Origin of the sequence: Paraflavitalea devenefica (genome assembly GCF_011759375.1) — a bacterium.
Classification (GTDB): Bacteria; Bacteroidota; Bacteroidia; order Chitinophagales; family Chitinophagaceae; genus Paraflavitalea; species Paraflavitalea devenefica.
On the sequence record NZ_JAARML010000004.1, the window covers coordinates 509543 to 531865 of the forward strand.

The 22323-nt window shown below is 46.0% G+C and carries 16 protein-coding genes and 1 other RNA gene; 4 read left to right on the plus strand and 13 right to left on the minus strand.

The window, feature by feature from the left end; translation table 11 throughout:
- Positions 1-741: 741 nt before the first annotated feature.
- The 9 genes from HB364_RS23595 to HB364_RS23635 all read right to left on the minus strand — a co-directional run bounded on the left by HB364_RS23595 (position 742) and on the right by HB364_RS23635 (position 14941).
- The gene (locus tag HB364_RS23595) at positions 742-3792 is read right to left on the minus strand and encodes a ligand-binding sensor domain-containing protein (protein WP_167290796.1); all 3051 of its coding nucleotides are present in this window, start codon (positions 3790-3792) and stop codon (positions 742-744) included.
- Positions 3793-3953: 161 nt separating this feature from the next.
- Complete coding sequence (locus tag HB364_RS23600) at positions 3954-4877, minus strand: glycerophosphodiester phosphodiesterase family protein (RefSeq protein WP_167290797.1); 924 nt, start codon at positions 4875-4877, stop codon at positions 3954-3956.
- 58 nt (positions 4878-4935) lie between these two features.
- Positions 4936-5163, minus strand: a complete 228-nt coding sequence (locus HB364_RS23605; RefSeq protein ID WP_167290798.1) for a hypothetical protein — start codon at positions 5161-5163, stop codon at positions 4936-4938.
- A 19-nt stretch (positions 5164-5182) separates the two neighbouring features.
- Positions 5183-7309: a TonB-dependent receptor gene (locus tag HB364_RS23610; RefSeq protein WP_167290799.1), complete on the minus strand. Its 2127-nt coding sequence runs from the start codon at positions 7307-7309 to the stop codon at positions 5183-5185.
- Between the two features lie 49 nt (positions 7310-7358).
- Entirely contained in the window at positions 7359-8495 is a 1137-nt protein-coding gene (locus HB364_RS23615) for a cytochrome-c peroxidase (RefSeq protein ID WP_167290800.1), read from the minus strand.
- Between the two features lie 3 nt (positions 8496-8498).
- Positions 8499-10046, minus strand: a complete 1548-nt coding sequence (locus tag HB364_RS23620; protein ID WP_167290801.1) for a DUF6850 family outer membrane beta-barrel protein — start codon at positions 10044-10046, stop codon at positions 8499-8501.
- Positions 10047-10051: 5 nt separating this feature from the next.
- The gene (locus HB364_RS23625) at positions 10052-11398 is read right to left on the minus strand and encodes a DUF4876 domain-containing protein (RefSeq protein ID WP_167290802.1); all 1347 of its coding nucleotides are present in this window, start codon (positions 11396-11398) and stop codon (positions 10052-10054) included.
- 6 nt (positions 11399-11404) lie between these two features.
- Positions 11405-14194, minus strand: coding sequence for a TonB-dependent receptor (locus HB364_RS23630; RefSeq protein WP_167290803.1), 2790 nt, complete (start codon positions 14192-14194; stop codon positions 11405-11407).
- A gap of 273 nt (positions 14195-14467) precedes the next feature.
- Positions 14468-14941, minus strand: coding sequence for a DUF4920 domain-containing protein (locus HB364_RS23635; protein ID WP_167290804.1), 474 nt, complete (start codon positions 14939-14941; stop codon positions 14468-14470).
- Positions 14942-15199: 258 nt separating this feature from the next.
- Between HB364_RS23635 and HB364_RS23640 the strand changes: the two genes are divergently transcribed.
- The 4 genes from HB364_RS23640 to HB364_RS23655 are packed head-to-tail and all read left to right on the plus strand — an operon-like array spanning position 15200 to position 17873.
- Positions 15200-15748 (plus strand): YceD family protein, encoded by a 549-nt coding sequence (locus HB364_RS23640; RefSeq protein WP_167290805.1) that lies wholly within the window; start codon positions 15200-15202, stop codon positions 15746-15748.
- 28 nt (positions 15749-15776) lie between these two features.
- Positions 15777-15968 (plus strand): 50S ribosomal protein L32, encoded by a 192-nt coding sequence (rpmF, locus tag HB364_RS23645; RefSeq protein WP_167290806.1) that lies wholly within the window; start codon positions 15777-15779, stop codon positions 15966-15968.
- A 29-nt stretch (positions 15969-15997) separates the two neighbouring features.
- Positions 15998-16939, plus strand: a complete 942-nt coding sequence (gene plsX / locus HB364_RS23650) for a phosphate acyltransferase PlsX (protein ID WP_167290807.1) — start codon at positions 15998-16000, stop codon at positions 16937-16939.
- Between the two features lie 22 nt (positions 16940-16961).
- Positions 16962-17873: a CPBP family intramembrane glutamic endopeptidase gene (locus tag HB364_RS23655; RefSeq protein WP_167290808.1), complete on the plus strand. Its 912-nt coding sequence runs from the start codon at positions 16962-16964 to the stop codon at positions 17871-17873.
- A 15-nt stretch (positions 17874-17888) separates the two neighbouring features.
- On the opposite strand, the gene rnpB is transcribed toward HB364_RS23655, so the two are convergent.
- The 4 genes from rnpB to HB364_RS23675 all read right to left on the minus strand — a co-directional run bounded on the left by rnpB (position 17889) and on the right by HB364_RS23675 (position 22250).
- Positions 17889-18319, minus strand: an RNA gene (rnpB, locus tag HB364_RS23660) — RNase P RNA component class A.
- 16 nt (positions 18320-18335) lie between these two features.
- On the minus strand, positions 18336-19367 hold the full coding sequence (locus tag HB364_RS23665) for a Smr/MutS family protein (protein WP_167290809.1): 1032 nt from the start codon (positions 19365-19367) through the stop codon (positions 18336-18338).
- Between the two features lie 74 nt (positions 19368-19441).
- Entirely contained in the window at positions 19442-21169 is a 1728-nt protein-coding gene (locus HB364_RS23670; RefSeq protein ID WP_167290810.1) for an amino acid permease, read from the minus strand.
- 115 nt (positions 21170-21284) lie between these two features.
- On the minus strand, positions 21285-22250 hold the full coding sequence (locus tag HB364_RS23675; RefSeq protein WP_167290811.1) for a polyprenyl synthetase family protein: 966 nt from the start codon (positions 22248-22250) through the stop codon (positions 21285-21287).
- Positions 22251-22323: the final 73 nt, after the last annotated feature.

Genomic DNA, 22323 nt, shown 5'->3' on the forward strand with positions numbered 1-22323 from the left:
AAACAGGCAGAAGCCCTCCGGGGAAACGAGGGCTTCTGTGAATGATTAGTGCCTTTAAAGGAACCGGTTTAGCTTTCTTCATAGGTAAATGGAACCATTCAAAGGACTTATTATCTTATATATAGTTATTAATAGTAAAAGAGGTGGAGCGATGATGATGTCAATTCAGGTCCACATAATCCGTTTAATTCAACGCTAAAAAGCATGACGGAGGGCCCCACCAGCATTACAAAGAACTAATGCAAATGTGCTCCGGAAAGGCAACAAACCTGTTACGGTTTCAGTAAAAGGTGCTTACGCAAACAGGAAATAGTCGCTTCATTGTCTTCACTAAACGACGTTGGTCAATGCGTCTTTTTTCAGGAAGTTCTCCGGGATATTTTTAGGTTTCGGCGGGCTTTTTTAGTAAATTGTAAGAACACTGATCTTCTATTTATTACATGAGCAGGCATATCATTTTTGAAATCTCCTTTTCGATCAAACCCTTACGGGGACTGGGTTTACCAATCCAAAACAATACAAACCCGCGTCCCTACTGAATTTGATCCCTGTTGCCTTACTATTCCCTTACTATTCCCTTACTACTGGCTTACTTGTCCCTTACTTCTGCAGTGAGACTGCCTGGGGAGATCCGGGGGAGTACTACCGGAGTACTATGAGACTACTCAGACACAGGAGGCCGCAGGCCCGGGCATAAGGCTGCGAGGCGGCAACCCGCGCACAGCAAGCGTGGCAGGTGATTCATGATTCAAATGTTATGGTTATTATATTACCCTTGTCATTGCCCGGCACAATGTCAAGTGCCCCATGTAACCTGTCCAGTATCTCAATAATGATCTTGTAGCCCCAACCCCCGTGCAGGGAAGGATTATAACTTTTATCAAGAATACAGGCTACCAGTTCTTTATTCATGGGATTACCGCCATCAGTCATAATGATACGGGTGGTAAATGCATCCCGGATGCCTTCAATGGTTATAATTCCTTTGGAAGTATATTTATTGGCATTGTCGGCCAGGTTCCTCAAAACCAGGCTTAACAGGCTGGCATCTGTGTAAAGGGTAACGTCTTCAGGCACCAGGTTGCTAAAGGTGTTTTTTTGAACGTGGGCTCCCATTTCATAAAAGGAGATAATTTCAGCCACGATATTCCGCAGCGCTATTTTTTCCGGTTTAATGACAAAGCCCTCTTTTTGCATATTGGTGAACACAAAAAAGTCCTGCGTGAAATCGTATATTTCATTGGTTGCGTTATCGAATTGAAACAGGATCTGTGACAGTTCCTTATTTGCCGAACTCTTATGGTCATTGTACATTTGCCGGGCTAACATGTGCAGAAAGCGAAGTGGCGACCGAAGATCATGCAGGATAGCAGAGATCATCAATTCTTTTACCCGGTTGCTCTCGGATAATTGCGCTGTTCTCTCATCTACCTTTTGCTGCAGCAATTGTGCTCTTTGTACCTGGTAGTTATACCGCAACCGGAAAAACAATAAAAATGTGCCTATTGCCAGTCCGCCCAACAGGAATTTAAACCACCACTGTTCATACCAGTAAGGCAGTATGGTCAAAGAGAGATTATTATAGATATAGTGCGCACCAGGATTCTGACTTCTCACTGTAAGCGTGTAGGTACCGCTGTTCAGGACTGGTATTATGAATTTACCGTCATCATTCACCGGGTACCATTTATCGTTCAACTCCTTTATAGTGTATTCAAGGTGCAGGTTGAACCTGTTGCCGAAATAAGGTGAGGAAATTTCAAAGATCAATTGGCTGGAATCCCTTGTTAGCTCCAGTTTGTTTTTCACCAGCAACCTTTTATCGTCTGCGATTAAAAGCTCAATAAATATCGGTTTATCAGGCAAAGAGGTATGTACGCTATCGGGGTTAAACCGTACCAGGCCATCCAGAGAGGGTAACGAAAAATAATTATCACGTGTTACAATTCCGCAGGGTGTGCACCTGCCATTAAACTCATTGGTACTAAATCCATATGACTTGTCAACATAGTAATAATAAACGGATGACTGGCTACCGGCGGCATAATTATCCAATTCTTTTTTCGCCACCCTGAACAACCCCTTGTTAGTGGGGATCCAGAAATAACCTTGCCTGTCCTCCATGAAACAATGAGCGGCAACAAGGCTTTTCCTGGCGTCCAATGGCATTCTGATGACATGATCTTTATAGAATTTATAAAAGCCCTGGCCATAAGTACCAATCCATATACTGCTATCTTTTGCTATATGAATGACATTAATAGACATTTTTTCAAGGCCGCTTAGCCTGCTTAATCCCGCGCGGGACTTCGACAGATCATAAATAAATATACCTGCCGATGTTCCAATCCATAAATTATTTCTATCAACTTCCCTGAGAATATGTATCTCTGCATGCATCAGGTCGTTCTCATTTATTAAAATAGTATCTTCTGTTCCATGCCGCCTGAATACCTGGTGCTTATTGCTGTAGATAATATCTTTATTATCCCTTTCAATAATGCCGGTAAGATAATATCCCAGTGACTTTACGGTTTCAAAAGAACGAAGATGAATATCGGTTCTTTTTAAGGAATTAAATTCCGACAGCCAGATCGATCCATCGGAGGCTTGCAGCCAGGCCTGTTTGTCGAAATCGTGTGTACCCGAAAAAAAAGTATGATTGTAATTGGAGTAATTAAGAATGCCGGTGCTCGTAAGTATGTTCGAACCAGGTAACTCAATCTGCAACGACTGGCTATTGACCATGAACGTTGGATCATTAAAAAAAAGCCGTTCAAATTCATGTAGTTTCAGCACATAGAACCCATTGGTAATGGTACCTACATAAAGCGCCTGGTAGCCTTCGTCATAGATCATGCATTTGATATCCCTTATGGGAATATCAGCCGCTAGTATTTTATAATCTAATATGTTATTGACTACCCGAAGCAGCAGGATCGTATCGTTGCATAACATCAGGGTGTGGTTGCCATCGCGCCTTGTTTTTAATGAAGCTTGTACCGGATCGGTATTTGCGGCGGCGGCTCTAATGAAAATCTGTTGCAGGTTTTTGACATACCCGACATTTTTTTGCAATACCCCGTTTTTGTACGCATATACGTGATATTGATCATCAATAAAAAAATAAACGTCACCTGTTATGAATTGAAGCTTCAGTGTATGGCCGGTTATTTCACGAAGTTCCTTAATGCTGCGCGTGTTTTCATCAAGGAAGTAACAAAGGCCGTCGTCATAAAAGTAAGCCTGCCGTTCATTCAGCGTAACCGGCGCATAGGTGCCGTTAGCTAGCTTATCGAACAGTGATTTATAGGCATTGCTATAGGTGTTGTAAAGACCGTTATAAAAAAACAAATGGTTGTTTGATGTAATGAAATGCCGGCGTGGTGTAGCCGACCGAACACTATCCGTCACGATCTGGTAATCATCGTTTACCGTGAAAATATGCGTGCTGTCAAAAACCGATTTAAAAAATAACTTATTTGTCCCCGGCTCTCTTTGTGGGATCGAATAATAGTTCGATAATAAAGCAGGGCAATTCCCGCTATTATATTCCCTGAAATTTTTGCCATCAAACCTGACTATACCCATTCTTGTGGCCAACCACAGAAACCCATTTTTATCAAATGCCATTGCATTGATACTGTTCTGCGGAAGGCCATTATCGCTGTTGTAGTGGGTTATTGTATAACGGTTAGCGACAGACTGCTCTTTTGACTGCAGCCATTGCAACAGGCAATATACAATTAATAACAGTTGCCTTAACCGGTGGCTACTCATGGTGCTATTCAAGGTCAGTTAATGTTCTAAAGACGGTTCAATATTATAATTATTTATTTATAAAAAAGAACCCGGATGATATTTGTTAAAAGCTAATATGAAATATACACCTCTGCTACAAATACAAACGGATTTTGTATGCAAAAAGCAGTAGGGAGTAAGCTTAAAACGTTCTATAACTGGCTGAAATAGTTGGGGTAGTCAGTAATAATGCCATCTACGCCCAGCTTTACGAGGGCCTGCATTTCTTCTTTGGTATTGACAGTCCAGGGCACCAGCTTCATTTTATGTTGCTTGCAGGCAGCAGCCATATCAGCCGTTACCAGCTTATAATGCGGACTGTAAATGTCGGGGGTGAAACCAAGCAGGGCAAGGTTATTTTCCACAGAAGAGGTCTTGGAATCGGTGAGGAAACCAATGGCAACGCCGGGATATTTCTTATGCACTTCCTGCAACGGACGCATGTCAAACGACTGAATATAGAACCGTTTGCCGATCTTCTTACTGTTCACCACATCCATGACGGACTTGATCATTTCTTCAGGACCTGCGTTATAACCAAGACTATCAAAGCGGGGACTTGTCTTTACTTCTATATTGTAAATCACCGGAGGCAGCTTACGGGCAGCAGTAAACTCTTCCACAGAATCTATCAGTTCGCCCAGCAAGGGCATATAAGTCTTTATCTTCTCTTGCTGCGGCCAGCCGTTATAAGGTTTGGAGCCCACATCAAATTTGCGGATGTCGGCATAGTTCATCTGCCGCCATATATATTTCTTCGCATCTTCCTTGGCAATCTCCCGGCCATCTTCATACAGGGAATGGTTCACATTGACCATAGGGTCATGTGCGATCAGGACCTGCTTATCTTTTGTAATATAAATATCCACTTCAATAATATTAGCCCCTACTTCAATGGCTTTTTTCATGGAAGGGATCGTATTCTCGGGCATCAGTCCCCGGGTGCCGCGATGGCCTTCTTTATAAAATGCGGGAAACTGATCGGTGGAAGACAATTTTTGGGTTGTTTTGCAGGAAAACAGGCTAATTATTGCAATGATGATAGCAATAGACAGTAATGGCAACGTGTGTTTCATGGAGAACATGGTTATAGCTGTAAATATACAATGCGCCCTGTGATGGGGAGATTAATATTTACTTATTTCTCCGGTAATCAAAAGACGAATGATCTGTATCGTCAACCGCATTACTGTCCGTTGGTTTATTCACATCCACAACAGTACGTTGTTCCGCTTCATCTTTAGGAAAGGGAAGTTTTATTTCTTCCGGATCAGGCAGCACAGCGCCGGTAGATGATTCCGGCTCATTTTTAATCACTTCTTTCTTTTTATCTGTCATGATCAAACCTTTATGAATGTTCATGCAATAATGGTACTCCTTGCTACCATTTTACGCGCAGTGTAAAGCCCCAGGTTTTGGGATTGCCCAGGTGTACAGCGCCAAAATCATAGGCATAGCTGATATACTTGCTATCGTTCCAGTTACGTCCCCAGAAATACAGCTCTGCATATTTGGTAACAATGCCCACACGGCTGTTGAGCACGTTATAAGGTGATTGCCTGATATTATTGGCCAGGTCAAAATACTGCTCACCGAGGTACTGCCATTCACCGCGGGCCACCAGTTGAATCGCAGGCTTTCTCAACAGGTCAAACTGGTACTGCAGGGCCAGCATGGAAGTCATATCAGGGGTAAAGAGTTGCTTCTTGCCCGACAGGTCGGCCTCTCCCCCATTCTGGGATACCTTCAGAGTTTTATATTCCGCATTGGTAAAACCTGCCTGGTAATTGATTTCCAGTCCCCTTACCGGTAATGCTGCCAGTTCTATCTCCGCTCCTTTGCTTTCCAGTTTACCGGCATTCCGGGTAATGGTGATCGCATCGGGCAATACCAGTGTGGGTACCTGTGCATCTGTGATGGTGGCATAGAACAAGGCCACATTCACCCGCAGCCTGTTATTGAAGAAAGTATTCTTACTACCCACCTCTATATTATTGCTGTATTCCGGTTTAAAAGCATACAAGGGTGGTACAGAAGGATCAGAAGCCAGTGGTGTTAAACCACCTGCCCGGTAACCACGGCTATACGTGGCATACAGGTCATTATTGGCAGCAGCATGGAACAATAACCCCACTTTGGGAGAGAAAGCATTGAAGCTGGCTTTGGCGGAAGTATCGGGCTGATATTCGAAGATGGGACCGGGTGATCCATCCGGCTGGTATTCGCCTAATACCTGTTGCTTCTTGCGTTCATAGTCGTACCGGATACCGGCAATTACTTCCCATTGTTTATTGATGGCATAACCGGCTTCTCCGTACACCGCTAATCCAAAACCTTTAGCGGTAGTAGTACCGATGAGTGAATAATTCTTTTCGGGAGAATTGGTAATCAACTCCGCATCCTCTCCAAAATGAGTAGCCTGTTTCACCGGGTTATCAAGCACAAACAAATAAGAGCCGGCCGTCCATTTAAAGGGAGATGTAGAAGTAGTGGGAGAAGTAAACTTAAACTCCTGTGTAAACACCTTTACTTTATTCCAGTCATCACCATAATTATTGATAATGGTCACACCATCAATGGGTGAAAAGTCGCCATCAATAGGATTTGTATAATAACGGTGGTTGGACTGCCAGGATGTTTGAGAACTAAAGTTAAAGGCATGTCCTGTATGGTTAACAGACAAGGAGGTATTGAAAGTATTATCAATCATCTCCGTAACCGCATTCTGGTTTAATTCGAATGGCTTGGCAAATGCATCTTCTACGCCATTCACGAGGGGGAAAGTGCCATTGTTGCGATTGGCAATATGCTTCAGATTGAAAGTGATATGCCAGCGGGGATTCACGATGTACTTGAGGTAATAATTGCCGGAGAGGCTATGCTGGCGGTCGAAATCTGTATTATTAAAAACATTATGGTAAAAGCCATCGCGCTGGTCATATACACCGGCAACCCCTATATATAACTTATTCTTAACGACCGGCGCACGAAGCCCTACTGCATAACGCTGCTGGCCGTGATTGCCGATATTGCCTTCAGCAAATCCATTGATCGTATTGCCGGGTTGTTTGGTTATGATATTGATCACGCCCCCCATGGCATTGCGTCCATACAGGGTGCCTTGCGGGCCACGCAATACCTCGATGCGTTCAATATCGGAAAGCTGGGCAATGTAGGTATCCAGTCCAAACTGGTTTACCCCGTCTATATAAGTAGCCACCGCCGGATCGTAGGAAGTGGTGGTAATACCACGGATGGAGGTAACATTCCTGTTATCGCCGGGATCGGCTGAATACAGGTTGGGCACTACGGCAGTGATCTCACGGGTATTCCACAAACGGTAATCCAGCACCTTCTTTGCGGTGATGGCCGATACGCTTACCGGTATCTTTTGCAGCAGTTCTTCTTTCTTTTGGGCGGTTACCACAATGACTTCAAGACTGTCGACAGTTTGCGCCAGGGCGCCTGAACAGGATACTACACAGAGAAGGGAGTAAAAAAATTTCATATGCTTTGTTGAAAGTAAATGAGAGGGCAATATTACGCATTAATCCCTATCAGTTGGGCAGTTGCGGCCTGTCCATCTTATAAGGGATCTCTGTGATAGCCTCCAGGAAGGCAATAAGGGCCTTTTTCTCTTCCGGCGTCAGGTCCAGTTTTTTGATCAGGGGATCTGTTTTCGGGAACAGCGGATCATTCACCTGGTCGGGTTTAGGCTTGGGTTGTGGCATGCCCGCACTGTACATATTCATAATGCCATCTATATTATCAAAGAGGCCATTGTGCATCCAGGGCCGCGTGCGCATTACATCCCGCAGGGAGGGTGTGCGGAATTTCCCCACATCGGCGGCTTCTTTGGTAACATTATAGCGTCCCAGGTCCTGGTATTTACGGCCATAATAGGTAAGACCGATATTATGGAATTGGTTGTCGGTAAAATACGTCCCGTTGTGACAGTTCATACACCTTGCCTTGGTACGGAACAGGTGCAGCCCCTGTAATTCCACATCGGAAAGCTGCTTGTACTTACCGCCTACAAAATCATCAAACCGGCTCCTGCGGCTGGCGAGCGATCTTTCAAAGGCAGCAATGGCCTCCAATATGCGGTCGAGGTTAATGCGTTTATCGCCATACACTTTTTCAAACAAAGGCGGATAACCGGGAATAGTGGCCAGTTCAGACGGGATGGTAGGCGGTTCCTGGTTCATTTCATGCATGGTGGCCATGGGATTAATGGCCTGGTCTTCGAGGCTGGCAGCCCTGCCATCCCAGAACAGCTCTTTCACCTGCGCCACATTCAATAAAGAGGAAGTATTGCGGGTGCCCTGCAGGTGATTATTGCCCAGTGATACCGTGCGACCGTCGGTCCAGGCAAGGTCCGGATCATGACAACTGCTGCAGGATATCTGGTTGGAGCCCGATAAGCGGGGATCAAAGAACAATAACTTTCCCAGTTGGATCTTCGGGTCTTTTAACTTAACTACGATATTAGAATCCACCGGTAAGGCAGATAACTCTTTCCATTGTACGCCGGCGTCAATGAGCGGCTTGGGCCATTGATCAACCGGCCGTGCATATAAGGCACGCAGGCTATCGTTGAAGGTAAGGGGAACGGCCGCGGGATGATTACCGGTAAAAGATACCATGCCGGCTACTAATCCTGTCATCAGGGCAATGACCACTAATTTTTTCATACGTTACAAAGATATACCGATACTGGTTTGAATGTACCACCTGTTATTGCCGGGTTTGGCAATAGCCGGATAATCATGATCCTGTTTGATGGAAGCCTGCTGGTATTGGCCACTGAGCTTTAAGAAGGTATTCGTTTTCTTTACCGGGAAATTGTATTGCCATGCCGCGGTGGCTGTTACCGATGAGGCGCTGTAGTAATAATAATCAGGGTAGATTACCCCTTTTGCAAAAGTCGTTTGCTGGGAAGAAGTGGTCAATTCCGGCGACAGTGGCAACCGGGCGCCCACTTTAAGAAATGCTTTCCAGTATGTATCCGCAGCAGGCAGGTAATGATAATAAGCGCCTGATAGATCCGCATCGGCATACTGGTAGTTGATCTTCTGACTGGCAGAACCATCAGCCTGAAACAGGTTACTGACAGTTCCCTGCACACCCAGTTCGTATCGCACTTTACCATCACGCCTGCGGGTATACAGGGGTTCTATGCTCAACCTGTCGAATGTATACATGTAGTTATTACCATTCAGGATGGTATGCATATCCTGGCCGGTATGGTAGAGGTAATAGATACCGGTAGTCCAGGAATTATTGCCCTGACTATATTCTCCCAATATAGCTGCATTGATAATATCTTCGTAAAACTCACCATACTTAAATGCCAGGGAAGTACGCTCACCTCTTCTGGAGAAAACAGATGAGCGGGAGGCGTAACCGCCTTTAGCAGTAACATGCAACCGGTTAAATTGTCCATCATAGATACCTTGTATGTCCCACCCGGAGCCTTTACTGCGAACATACCGGCTACCGCTGATGAGTTGCGCAAAGCCATACCCATATTGCATATAGGTCTGAAATTGCTCATACAACAGGCTTTGCTCGTAATTATCATTCCTGAAATCAATTTCTGAATCGGTATTTTTACGGGCAATACCTCCAGCCACCCCAATAGTATGCCGGGGCAGCAAACAATAATGAATAGTAGCCTGTGCCTGCACATCGTAGAAGAAATAATCAGGGCGGGGATCATTGCTTCTCCAGGCATTGCCTGCATGGTAAGTACCTCCGGCGCCAACAGTTAATTTATCATCCAGTAAGGGGTGACTGATGATGCCCTGCAAACGGTACTCCCCTATCTCCCAGTTTCCTTTAGCGGCAGCATAAAAGTAATAAGGCGCCGCATCATGCAGCCCATAGCGCAGGGTATACCCTACACTATCCTGATTGGTATGTTGATAGGAAAAAGAACCGCTTACCAGGAACTTATTGATCCGTTTGGTCCCTTCCGTATAAAAAAATATATCCTGTTGTTTGGGTGCATCCTGGCTTAGTCTGTAATCGCCGGAAGTATAGCGATAGCCGCCTTCTACCCGGGCATATTGATGCAGTTGCAATAAGGGCTGGCTGATAACTTCCTTTGAATAGAAGTCATATTGCTGTCCAAAACGTTCTGTCAGGAAATTATACGAGGTATCCTGCGCGTGCAGGATACCCGTATAAAAAAACAAGCCTGTTATGATCATTACATTTCTTAGCATGCTGTATTCCCTCATGGTCCTTACTTAAACCCTTTTGGATTGGCCTTTTCGAAATAATCAAAATCATTGGTAGAGTTATTGGTATCCATCAGGATCTTTCTTCCACTCACTGTTTTGGCCGTTTTACGGATAGCTGATTGTGAAGAATACTGTCCGGCCGGCACATTATAAGCACCTGCATCCAGTGTACCTACCAGCCTTTTAGCTACCCGGCTGGATGGAGTGGCATGTTGCACTTCCATGGCGTCAATGATCAGGGTGTTGGGTATCTGATAATGGAAATCTGTATTCGCATCAATAGCTGTCACCGTGGGATTGGGATATTTTTTCCAGTCAGCAGGAATATCAGCGGCAGTTTTAAAGATGACAAAAGCATCCCGGCCGGGATTGTCCAATAACCAGTCTCTTCCAAAAATGGTGAGGGGCACCAGGTTAGGCACATTGGGATTATCAATATCAGAATTGAGTGGGTTAGAAATTACGTTCCCTACGTATACTTCAAACTCTGCCCCGCTCAGATCAACAGTAAGTGTTGGATCTTTGATACTGATCGTAGTACCGGTGCTGCTGGTATAAGGGGCTTTGTGATTGAGCGCTGTTTGTGCCATAACAAAGCTTTGCCCCGGTTGGATGGGATAGGTAGTTCCATTGCCGGGCACACGGTATAGCGATTTGGCATATACATAACTCTCTACTGCGTTGCTATTGGCAGGCATACCAATAGATTTACTCCAGTCATATTGTCCTTTGAATGGTCCATCATTGATAAAATACCCGGTAGCATAATTAGGATTAGCAGTGTTATTACCCATTACCTCTCCAATGTATAAGCTGTCTGCATATAAAACCGTATTGGAGTTATTGTATACTTCAATGAACTGATCACGGTACACCGCACCATTGGTAGTATGGCTACCTGCATAGTAAACCTGTTTGATTACCCAGTCACCAATCTTACCAAATTGCAATTTAAGTTCCAGTGTATTGTTGGTACTGTTATTCAACATGATATTGCTAAGGGAGGCATTGAACACCACACTGTCCCTGTCCAAAGGAAGACCGGTAATGGTTTCATACTGCGCTTTTTGAATCGAAATGGTGGCTTCAATATTATACACACCGGCACTTACACTGTTAAAAATAGCCAGGCCATTATTATCGGAACTTTGCGTAAGCTCTGAACTATTCAACTGATTTTTGATCTTTATGGTAATGCCATTCAGCGGGAAACTATAATTGCCGCTGGTCGTATCATATATTGCTTTAACAATGATATTGATAGGCTGTACAGAAGGGCCATCGTTTTTTTTACAACTGACGATTGCCAGTATACTTAATAAGACTATAATACCAGAAACCTTTTTCATGTATGTTTATTTGATAGTAAAAATTAATTCTGCACCAAAAGAAGGCTGCCCATTGTAATACTGGATCCCGGAAGAGTTGGTATGCTCAGGCCGGATATTGAATACGTTGTAGGCATTGAATGAGAACCGTAACAGATTACCGATCTCCTTACTCACCCGCATACTCACATTGGAATACACCATAGAAGGAGTATATACAACACTTTCCGACTGTGGCTTTTTGAGCAGATGAGCATACTCAGCCGACATGGCCTGCTCAACAGTAAGTGGAAAATACCGGCCTTCCCGGTTCAGGTATCCTACCGGATAAATATCTGAATACAGGTATTCCAAACGGTTCATCCAGAATAACTCACCGGAAAGCATAATAGCCATCCGTAAGGCTGGTATATGTGTGGTGGTAACAATGGTAGACTTAATGGTAGTAGCTTTGTTGGCCTGGTCCTTAAATACACCATACCAGGAAACTTTATTGGTATCAACAGTGCTTTGTCCGGTTGAGCCAAAATGCACTGCCGATGCCCCATTCAAAAAGTAACTATGATTGAATGAGGTACTGGCACTGAAAGATGTTTGCAATGCCCTGATCTTGCTGGTGCTCATCATAAGTTCCAATCCGTTGCTGCGGCTATAATTGTCGTTGCTGATCTTATTATAGGTAAGGTGGTAGATCTTATAAGTGCCATTGGGCTCATACAAAGGCTTTTGACCAGGCCTTGCTGTTACTGTGTAATTGGGTACAGTAACCGGCAATATTTGTGATGTGGTAGCAAATCCATTATTACTTACCCGGTTATAATAAAACAGGGACAGCTTTACAGGTTTGAGATCTACATTAAATCCGGTTTCGAAGGTATAACTCCGGTATGGGCGGAGATTGGGATTGTTGGGCTGTATTACTTGTGTATGTACCAGGTATACACTTTCTGCCGCGTAGCCATTGTAAGCATTCACAAGCGGGATATCCACATATACATTACCCGGACTGATCTGTGATAAGGCGGGTGCTTTGGTAGCTATTCCATACGCAACGTTCCAGGTAATGTTCTTTGATAATTTCCAGTTGCTGTTAATGCGTGGCGATAAGGTGAAATGCCTGTTTTGAATATCTCCCCTGATACCAGCATCGGTATTAAATACACGACCCAGCAACCTGGTAGTGAAATTATTCACTATGTAAACGCCTGCATTACTTTGCGCCGGTACTTTGTCGAAGGGACGTGGACGATCACTTTTATCCCCATCATCAGGCGCCGGACGGGAAGGGTCTACAATTACGCCAGGTCCTTTATTGGCACTGTAACTATAGTTGGCGCCGACAGTTAACTGATAATCTATTTTGTTGCCTTTGAATATACTGTGGGCTTCTATCCGGGCGCCGGCAGTAACAGGTTCCCCAATGATCTGCTGTGTGGAAAGGTAATAACCCGGAGCATAGTATCCTTCATTAATACCGGTTTCCAATGCATTGGATATACCAATCACTGCATTGCTGTTCACATATTGCTGATCATACGATTCCTGCCGGCCATAGCTATAGCTACCCTGAAGCGACACGTTGTACAACCAGGGCTTCTTTATTACCCATTCACTGCGGTTGCTGAGGCGAATAGTACGGTTACTGAATTTGGAAATAAACTCCCGCCCATCATCAGGATCACGTTTCGTTCTGTCCAGGGTGGTATTGAAATCAAGGCTTACCGTGTTCCTGAAGCGCACCGCTTTTTGTTGCTGATAGGTCCATAGTATACTACCACCAACACGTTGGAATGCCTTGATCTTATTACGGGGATCATCATTACTATTGAGGTAATCCAGGCTAATATTAATAACACCCAAAGACGGGCTGATGCTGAAACCTTTATTGATACCAATATTTTGTGTGCCCTCATTGGTACGCATGCTCACCCGCAAAGGGGTTAAACCAGCCTGCCGCTCCACATTTAAAACGCCATTCGTATAATCACCATAACGTGCAGAAGCTACCCCGGAGATCACTTCTATGCTTTCTATATTTTCCGCCGGTATCTGGCGCAGGTCAAGACCATTATTGGCTGCATCGCCTGTATAGTTACTGTACAACGTGCCATTTCGGTAAGCCCTGTCCCGGATAAAGCTGGTGTGTTGCGGATGCTCTATCTGAGCGCCGGAGAAAAAGCCCAGCCTGCCCGGATTCATGGCCTGCATATTGGCATCATTGGAAAGCGTATTGCCATCCACCATAATAGCAATACCAAAAGCCTGGTTAAGCGCCTGTTCGCTGTTCAGGGGCACAGCAGTACGCAGAGTGAGTACGGATGTGCTTTGTACGGTAATGCCGGGCTTAAGGATCGTTTGCCCGGGCAGGTAATTCAATACATTCGCCACACTAAGCGCCTGGGTTTGTTCGATGGCTTCCCGGTCAAATACGATGGAGGAATTGGAGGCGCTGGTTTTACGGCGTACCCCATTGACTTCTACTTCCGGCAGCTTGAGACTCAGGGATTGCATCCGCATGACCTGCAACTGTAGTAAGGCTTCTCCGGTAAAGGTGCGGGTAATGGTCTCTTTGCCTATATGGGTAATAACAAGGGTCAGCTCGGTAGCACCGGCAGGAAGGGTAATGGTAAAGGAGCCGTCTTTGCCGGCATAATAAATAATATCCTGCGTTTGTACTTTGATAGTAGCCAGTGAAAGCGGGGCGCCTGCCTCGTCTGTTATCTTTCCCCTGAATTCCTTTCCAGGTTGTGCATGCAAGTGCACATGCATATACAAAGCAAGTAATACCAGTAATGGTTTGGGCAGGGATGGGCTCATGCTTGAATGGATTGGGCCGCAAAGGTGCCCCTCACCGGGAGAAACAGGTTTCGAGAAAAGGAAAACAGCCTACGCAAAGAGGAATTAAAGGTGGGTGGGTATCAGGAGGTTGCAGCATTTTGCAGGCAGCATGGCTGTATAACGCTGCAGTATAAAAGAAAAGCGCAGAACACCGGATTAACCGGCATTGCTGCGCTTTACTATATATTAAGGTGAGTCGCCCTGCCGGGCAGCCTATTGCAGCACTGCAGGGCGGCCCACCTTTTAAGTATCTTACTTCAGCACCAATATCCCATTGGCCAGGAGACGGATCTCCTTTTTAGGCTCGGTAATGGCGTCTATTTCGGCCTGTGGCTTTTTAGCGTCTTCTGCATAGTGCTTCAGCTCATCTACAGAAGTGGTCTTCATCTTGGCTTCGGTATCCAGGACAACGGTTTTACCAATTACATCCAGGGGAACGAAGAAAGCATAATCTTTCATTTTCACGAAAGCGGTGGTGGAATCATTCACCTGTACTTTCATCCAGCAGCCTTTTTTAGGGCATACATCCAGTACTTTGGCAATGACCTTGGTTTGGAGGCTGTCTTTTTTAGCCAGTTTGGCTGGCAGGGTGGCAATATCAACAGCACCATTGGAAGTTGTTTTGGCGCCGTAAACGTCGCCAGGATTGGCCGGGCCTTTGGGAGGTTGGGCTTGCGCCAGGGATAAGGTAGTGGCAGCAACCACTAATAATAAAAGCTGTTTCATCTGTTATTTTTTAGTTTATTTTGGCCAGATGGAACTGGCGTGTCATATAGTTTTTCCTTCTTTAATTTTAGACTACAAAGGTGCATAAATCACACCAGATTAGGTTACGAAAGCGGAAAAACAATTGCTGTAGCCTTGATTTACAGGCCCATAGAGGGCTATCCAGATATGTGGGAATATTTTACGCCTTTTTTGTCCTTAGGGCTTAATCTTTAGTGGATTATCCCTACCTTTGCAAACTCTTTAAAAGGGATGCTCATGAGTAGCCGCAGGAATTTTGATATTGCATTCGTAGGGTTAAAGCCGGGAATTCATGAGTTTGAGTATGAAATCGACGATAAGTTCTTTGTAGACTACCAGGAGCAGGACTTCCGCAACTGCATCGCCCAGGTAAAGCTCACGCTCGATAAGAAAGTAGGCTTTATGCTGCTGAAGTTTGAAGTAGGCGGCAAACTGGAAGTAACCTGCGACCGTTGTGGCAATAACCTGCCTTTGCAACTCTGGGATGATTTCAACATCGTAGTAAAGATGGTGGAAAACCCGGAAGAAATGAATGAGCAGGAAGAAGATCCCGACGTATATTATATATCACGTGGAGAAAGCCACTTACGGGTATCAGACTGGATCTACGAGTTTATCAACCTGAGCATACCCATGCAGCGGATGTGTACAGAAGAAGAGATGGGAGGCCCGCACTGCAATAAAGAAGTGCTGGCCATGCTGAAAAAGCTGGATGCACAGAACAATGAACCCAAAAACCCTTTATGGAAAGGGTTGGAAAAGTTCAAAGATTTAGGAGACAATTGATTTTTAGTAGTATATAAATTTTGAGGTCATGCCAAATCCCAAACGCAGACATTCCCAACAAAGGGGTGCGAAGAGAAGAACTCACTATAAAGCTGAGAAAGTTACGCTGAGCAAGGATAGCACTACCGGTGAGATCCATGTTCGCCACCGTGCTCACGTAAGTGAGGGTAAATTGTATTATAAAGGTAAAGTGGTAGTAGAAAAAGCTCCCATTAAATAAACCCTTTTTAATACAAACGTACCTGCCGGATGATAATTGGTTTAGATATGATGGGTGGAGATTTTGCACCGCTGGAAGCGGTGAAAGGTATCCAGCTATATTTGTCGGAAACTGATAGTCCGGCAACATTGTTTCTAACCGGTGATGAAGCACAGATCAATCCCCTGCTGCAGGAATATAATATTCCTGCCGACCGGGTGAAAGTAGTGCATGCGCCACAGGTTATTGACATGCATGAACATCCCACCAAAGCGCTCAAGGAAAAGCAACAATCTTCTATCGCTGTAGGGTTTCACCTGCTCGCCTCAGGCAAAACAGAAGCATTTATCAGCGCCGGTAATACCGGGGCCATGCTGGTAGGCGCCATGTACAGCATCAAGGCCATAGAAGGTGTGCAGCGCCCCACCATTTCCACCATTATTCCCAAAGAAGACGGTAAAACCGGGTTATTACTGGATGTAGGGTTAAATGCCGACTGTAAGCCGGAAAACCTGAACCAGTTTGCCATCCTGGGCTCCCTGTATGCACAGCATATCCTGGGCATTACCAATCCGCGGGTAGCCCTGCTGAATATTGGTGAAGAAGAAGGCAAGGGCAATATCCTGGCGCAGAATACCTATCCCCTGCTGAAAGAAAACAGCCAGATCAACTTTACCGGCAACATAGAAGGCCGGGATGTACTGGAAGATAAAGCCGACGTAATGGTATGCGAAGGCTTTACCGGTAATGTGATCCTGAAAATGGCTGAATCCATCTACGACATTACCCACCGCAAAGAGATTAAGCACGAGTACTTCGACCGCTTCAATTTTGAGCTGTATGGCGGCACCCCCGTGCTGGGTGTAGCCAAGCCCGTGATCATTGGTCATGGCATCTCCCATGCCAAGGCATTTTCCAATATGATCAAAGTGGCACAGAAAATGATTGAAACAGACCTGATGAGTAAGATGAAGCAGAGCTTTGTAGGCTAATTCATTTCATTGCACGCTTTACATGATACCTATCCTCCGTTATTTACGGGAATACATTCGTGGGCTCAATGCCAAATTATGGGCATTGGTGAGCCTGTTGATGGCTATACTCATTTATATCAACTATACCAGTGGTATTGAAAGACACCTGATGACCCAGGGCGCCCTGCCCCGGCTGGCCGGTTTCTTTTTTCTCTACCTGTTTGTTTTTGGAGTTGCCTGGCTGTTGCAATACCTGTTTGCCCCCAGGGCCTATCCCCCGCCCCGTTTCTTCTATTTCCTCTTACTGGCCGCCCCCCTGATCTTTGCCATTAAGGTATCGGCCGATGATATTGCCGCCTGGCTCACCTCTGGCCTTACCATTCCCTGGGACCGGTACGGCTATATGGCCCTGAACTGGCCGGTAAAATGCGTACTGGTATTCCTGCTGGTAGCCCTTGTATGGCGGATGGGTAAATATGAAGGCCCGGTAGCCGGCATGCAACTAAAAGGCTTTGATGCGAAGCCTTATTTCCTCTTGTTGCTGTGTATGATTCCCCTGCTGGCATTAGCCGCCACACAAAGCGATTTCCAGCAAACCTATCCCAAAGTACAGCGCATTGCCTTTATTTCAGCGTATACTACCACTGCCGGGCCCTGGAAGCTCTTGTATGAACTTTCCTATGGCATCGATTTCCTCACCATAGAATTCTTTTTCCGCGGATTCCTGGTATTGGCATTTGTACGGTATGCCGGTAAGGGGGCCATCCTGCCCATGGCCGCTTTTTATTGCAGCATCCATTTTGGCAAGCCACTCTTTGAATGTATCAGCTCTTATTTTGGCGGTATGATCTTAGGCGTGGTGGTGTTTCATACCCGCAGCATCTGGGGAGGATTGATCGTTCACCTGGGTATTGCCTGGCTGATGGAACTGACCGGTTATATTACCGCCTGACTTCAGTAGAAAAAAATTAACTACAAACCTGTAAGCCGGATTCTGTTTCCCGCTGAAAGCGGAACGGTTATCATTTATCTGGGCCTGCCATTGCTGACAGGCTCTTGCTGCCTACCCACCCAGCGGATAATCCCGATGTACATCGGGAATAATCGGACGAGCAGCCCTCGGCCGCTGGTATACATGGCATTACAGCGTGTAAGGTTTACCCCTGCTATACATTGCTGTACAACACCGTAGGCTCTTACCCTACGTTTTCACCTTTTCCGCCGTGGTTCGTGTCGCCACGAACCACGGCAGGTAGTTATTTTCTGTGGCACTGTCTGTTTCGCCATGGTCCGTGTTGCCACGAACCATATTGAACCCGGCTCTTCACCGGTACATTGCTCTTCGCTGTCCGGACTTTCCTCCCTCCATAAATGGAGAGCGATAACCCGGTTTGTAGTTGGTACAAAGGTACGATTAATACTGGAAGTAGATCTCCGTGGCGCCGTAGCCGTAAGCAGGATGGTACTTGTTGAAGAAGCTCTTCACTTCTTTCCGCAAGCGCAATACCTCATGTATTTCATCCCGCAGTTTGCCACTGCCCACGCCATGAATGGCAATGAAAGCCGGCTTGTGGTGAAGAATGGCGAGGTCGAGGTATTTTTCAAAGGTCTTTAACTGCAGGTCCAGCTTCTCCAGGTTGTCCAGCGCATCCGGATCGGGGGTGAGCTTTTCAATGTGCAGGTCTATCTCATTTTTGGCAGGCTCCAGGTGCTGGCGCGTTTGGGACGCATCATATACTTTATAGCCTTTGGAGCTCAGTGCACTGATGTCAATACCCGGGTCTTCCATCCGGGGCGGATAAGTGTCAAATAATTTATAGGAGAAAGTAGCCTCTCCCTTTTTCTTCAACTCCTCAATACGTGAGAATACCTGTTTGGGCTTGAGCTTAACAGAAGCCTCATAATATTCCGCCTTATTTTTATCCGGGTTGATCAGGGAAAACTCAAAGGAAAACGTGGGACTGTCATTCAGGTTCTCAAAAGGTACATCATGCAGGTAAAAGTCTTCAAAAGGATGTACCTGGTGATTCACCAGGTCAAAGGAGGTGTCACCGAAATAATTGAGCTTATAGGTGAATTTATACCCCGTATGCGTTCTGTTGATCAGGTGCACTTTCAGATCCTCCACCACATCATCGCCAAACTCATCGGGCACCATCACGGGAATAAAGGTGAGCCATACTCCATCCACCACTTTATCTTTTACGATCTTCTTCTCGCGGGGGAGGTCATCTATGTATTTCTTTTCCTTTTTGGGCTTGTTGTCCGGAACCAGTTTCTTCTGTGTAAACTGTTTGAAATAAGGGAAATCCAACTGGTCGGTATAGGCCGGGAATTTTACGCCCCGTACGTCTACCAGCACCATTTTCTCGTTGATTATATCTACCACTTCCCCGTCATCATTGGAGTGCAGTACCACCACTTTATCGCCTATCTGAAACTTCATGGGGCAAAATTATTGCAAATAGGAGAAATCCGGAAATGTCTGTATGGGTAGCCCCCCGCAAAGCGGGGCAGGCTCTATGGGGCAGTAGCCAGTTTGCTTTTGCGATAGCCGTACATGAAATAAATGATAAGCCCTATTGCGAGCCAGCCCAGGAACCATACCCAGTTGCTCTTGGTCATGCCGGTAAGCAGGTACAGGCAGGTGGTGACGCCCATAAGCGGGATCAGGGAGTATTTTTTAACCACTGTCATGGCACTCAATATCAGGCAGGTGAGCCAGAAGATGATGAGTGATATTTTAGGAATGGCCAGGTCCATAAAGGTTACACTGCCTTCCTTATAATCTGCATTGGCAGAAAAATCATAATTGAACAGATCGGCGAAATAATTGTCGGCAAACACCAGCAGGATCACCAGCGCGCCCAGTACAATGACAGGATAGATAAACTGCCCGTTGATATAGGGCATATTAAACCTGCCGGGCTGTTTTTCCCTCCGGGGCAACAGCAGCACACCACCGCATACCAGTACAAAAGCAAACAGGGTAGCGATGCTGGTGAAATCGAGCACGAACGATTTGTCGGTAAATAAAATGGGAACACCTACTACCACACCGGTAAGAATGGTAGCAAAAGAGGGTGTTTTAAATTTGTGGTGGATACGCTGGAATACAGGTGGCAGCAGTCCGTCCCGGCTCATGCTCATCCAGATACGCGGTTGTCCCATCTGGAAAACGAGCATTACGCTGGTCATAGCAATAACGGCACAGGCTGCTACAAGCATTTGCATCCAACCCACGCCCTTTACTTCAAATATCTTAGCCAATGGGTCCCCTACCCCTTCAAACTGCCGGTAGTTCACAACACCGGTCAATACCAGGGCAAGCAGAATGTACACCACCGTACAAATGACCAGTGAATAAGACATGCCTTTAGGCAGGTCGCGCTGGGGATTTTTACTTTCCTCCGCCAGTACGCTCACGGCATCAAAACCAATGTAGGCAAAGAATACCCCCGATACTGCTGCCATCACCCCTCCAAAGCCGTTGGGCATGAAGGAAGGCACACCTGCATCGTTGGCCGGGAACCAGTTATCGGTATTGATATAAGCAGCCCCTACCAGGATCACCAGCGCTACTACCGCCAGTTTGAGGATCACCATCGCATTGCTGAAGTTGCGGGACTCCTTGATGCCGATGTATACCAGTATCGTAATAAGCCCATTGATAATAAGGGCAGGAAGGTCGAAAATGATACGCAGACCACCCATAACCGGCGCCGAATTCCAGGCATTGATCAACTCTGTATTGGAAGAGGCATTGGCCACCGCCTTTTTCGCTTCGAGGTAGCTGCAGGTGAGGTAGTCGGGTATGTGTACATTGATCTTATGCAGTAAGGAGGTGAAGTAATCACTCCAGGAAAAGGCTACATAAATGTTCCCGATAGAGTATTCCATGATGAGCGCCCAGCCAATGATCCAGGCAAAGAGCTCTCCAAAAGAAGCATAAGCATACGTATAGGCGCTGCCGGCCACCGGGATGCGACTGGCAAATTCAGAATAACAAAAGGCCGTAAATGCACAGGCAATACCGCAGATGATGAATAATACCACTACCCCGGGACCGCCTTTAAAACAGGCTTCCCCCAGGCTGCTAAAGCTACCGGCGCCAATGATGGCGGCAATACCAAAGAAAGTAAGGTCTTTTACACTGAGTACGCGCTTTAAGCCGGAGCCATGCTCACCATCGCCGCCTTCTGCCAGTATAGAATCAACTTTTTTGGTACGGAACAGTGAATTAGCCATGCAGGTGTTGGGTTTAAGGGACGGAAATTAGGGAAAAAATGGGAAAAGGAGCTGTTAGCCAGTAGGATTTAGCCATTAGCTGTCAGACGTTAGCAGTTAGCTATTAGCGGAAGCATCAATAATCCCGCTGCACCAGGAAGTGGGCCAGGTCTCTTAAGGGCTGTTTACGGCCCGACAATACAGCGATGTTGTCGAGGTGCCCGAAAGCACTGTTGATATATTGTTCTTTGAGGTCAAAAGCCCATTTATCAACCCCTCCTTCCCGGAAAAGGGTGAGTACCCGCTCCACCTTGTCGGAAGGGTTCTCCTGCATGAGCCGCCGGAGCTCTTTTACCTGTGCGGGCGTACCCGACTCCAGGGCTTTGATAACGAGGAAGGTTTTCTTATTGGCCATGATGTCTCCGCCTACCTGCTTGCCAAATTTGGCGGGATCGCCAAAGGCATCGAGGTAATCATCCTGTACCTGGAAGGCAATACCCAGTTCACGCCCAAAAGCGTATATATCCTCCTGGTTGCCTTTGGAAGCGCCGCCAAGAAGCGCGCCCATCTTCAAACTGCCGGCCAGTAACACGGAGGTTTTCAGGGCTATCATGTGAATGTACTCATCGAGGTGCACGCTCTCTTTTTGCTCAAAATCCATGTCCAGTTGCTGCCCCTCGCATACTTCTTTGGCTGTTTTATTGAAGAGGTTGATGATCTTTCGCTGGTGCTCAGATTTTATTTTATTGAGGTAATCATAGGCCACTACCAGCATCACGTCGCCGGCCAGCAGGGCAGTTGACTCCCCATATTTCTCATGCACCGTAGGCATATTCCTGCGCAACGGGGCTTTGTCCATGATATCATCATGAATAAGGGTAAAGTTGTGAAAGAGCTCAATGGCAGTGGCTACCAGCCAGGCATCGGGCACAATTTCATCAAAAAGCTCATTGCCCATGAGGCACAGGATGGGCCGCACCCTTTTGCCCCCCAGGCTCAGGAAGTATTCATTGGGATCATAGAGGGAGGCTGGCTGCTCCGGGAAATGACGGGTGCTGAATTTTTCCGTAAACTGTTTCGATAATTCCTCAAATGAATGCATGGCTATGAAGTAAGGAATGCAAGATAGGTGGAAAAGTTGAGCCGGGGAAGGGGGTTTTGGTTGATATGTTGAA

Excerpts from the sequence above, each read along its gene's own strand:
- HB364_RS23615 (WP_167290800.1), bottom strand. The coding sequence starts at position 8,495 with ATGAAAAAATTAGTGGTCATTGCCCTGATGACAGGATTAGTAGCCGGC.
- HB364_RS23655 (WP_167290808.1), top strand. The coding sequence starts at position 16,962 with ATGATACCTATCCTCCGTTATTTACGGGAATACATTCGTGGGCTCAAT.
- HB364_RS23605 (WP_167290798.1), bottom strand. The coding sequence starts at position 5,163 with ATGAACATTCATAAAGGTTTGATCATGACAGATAAAAAGAAAGAAGTG.
- HB364_RS23625 (WP_167290802.1), bottom strand. The coding sequence starts at position 11,398 with ATGAAAAAGGTTTCTGGTATTATAGTCTTATTAAGTATACTGGCAATC.
- rpmF (WP_167290806.1), top strand. The coding sequence starts at position 15,777 with ATGCCAAATCCCAAACGCAGACATTCCCAACAAAGGGGTGCGAAGAGA.
- HB364_RS23600 (WP_167290797.1), bottom strand. The coding sequence starts at position 4,877 with ATGAAACACACGTTGCCATTACTGTCTATTGCTATCATCATTGCAATA.
- HB364_RS23640 (WP_167290805.1), top strand. The coding sequence starts at position 15,200 with ATGAGTAGCCGCAGGAATTTTGATATTGCATTCGTAGGGTTAAAGCCG.
- plsX (WP_167290807.1), top strand. The coding sequence starts at position 15,998 with ATGATAATTGGTTTAGATATGATGGGTGGAGATTTTGCACCGCTGGAA.
- HB364_RS23665 (WP_167290809.1), bottom strand. The coding sequence starts at position 19,367 with ATGAAGTTTCAGATAGGCGATAAAGTGGTGGTACTGCACTCCAATGAT.
- HB364_RS23635 (WP_167290804.1), bottom strand. The coding sequence starts at position 14,941 with ATGAAACAGCTTTTATTATTAGTGGTTGCTGCCACTACCTTATCCCTG.
- HB364_RS23630 (WP_167290803.1), bottom strand. The coding sequence starts at position 14,194 with ATGAGCCCATCCCTGCCCAAACCATTACTGGTATTACTTGCTTTGTAT.
- HB364_RS23610 (WP_167290799.1), bottom strand. The coding sequence starts at position 7,309 with ATGAAATTTTTTTACTCCCTTCTCTGTGTAGTATCCTGTTCAGGCGCC.
- HB364_RS23620 (WP_167290801.1), bottom strand. The coding sequence starts at position 10,046 with ATGAGGGAATACAGCATGCTAAGAAATGTAATGATCATAACAGGCTTG.
- HB364_RS23675 (WP_167290811.1), bottom strand. The coding sequence starts at position 22,250 with ATGCATTCATTTGAGGAATTATCGAAACAGTTTACGGAAAAATTCAGC.
- HB364_RS23670 (WP_167290810.1), bottom strand. The coding sequence starts at position 21,169 with ATGGCTAATTCACTGTTCCGTACCAAAAAAGTTGATTCTATACTGGCA.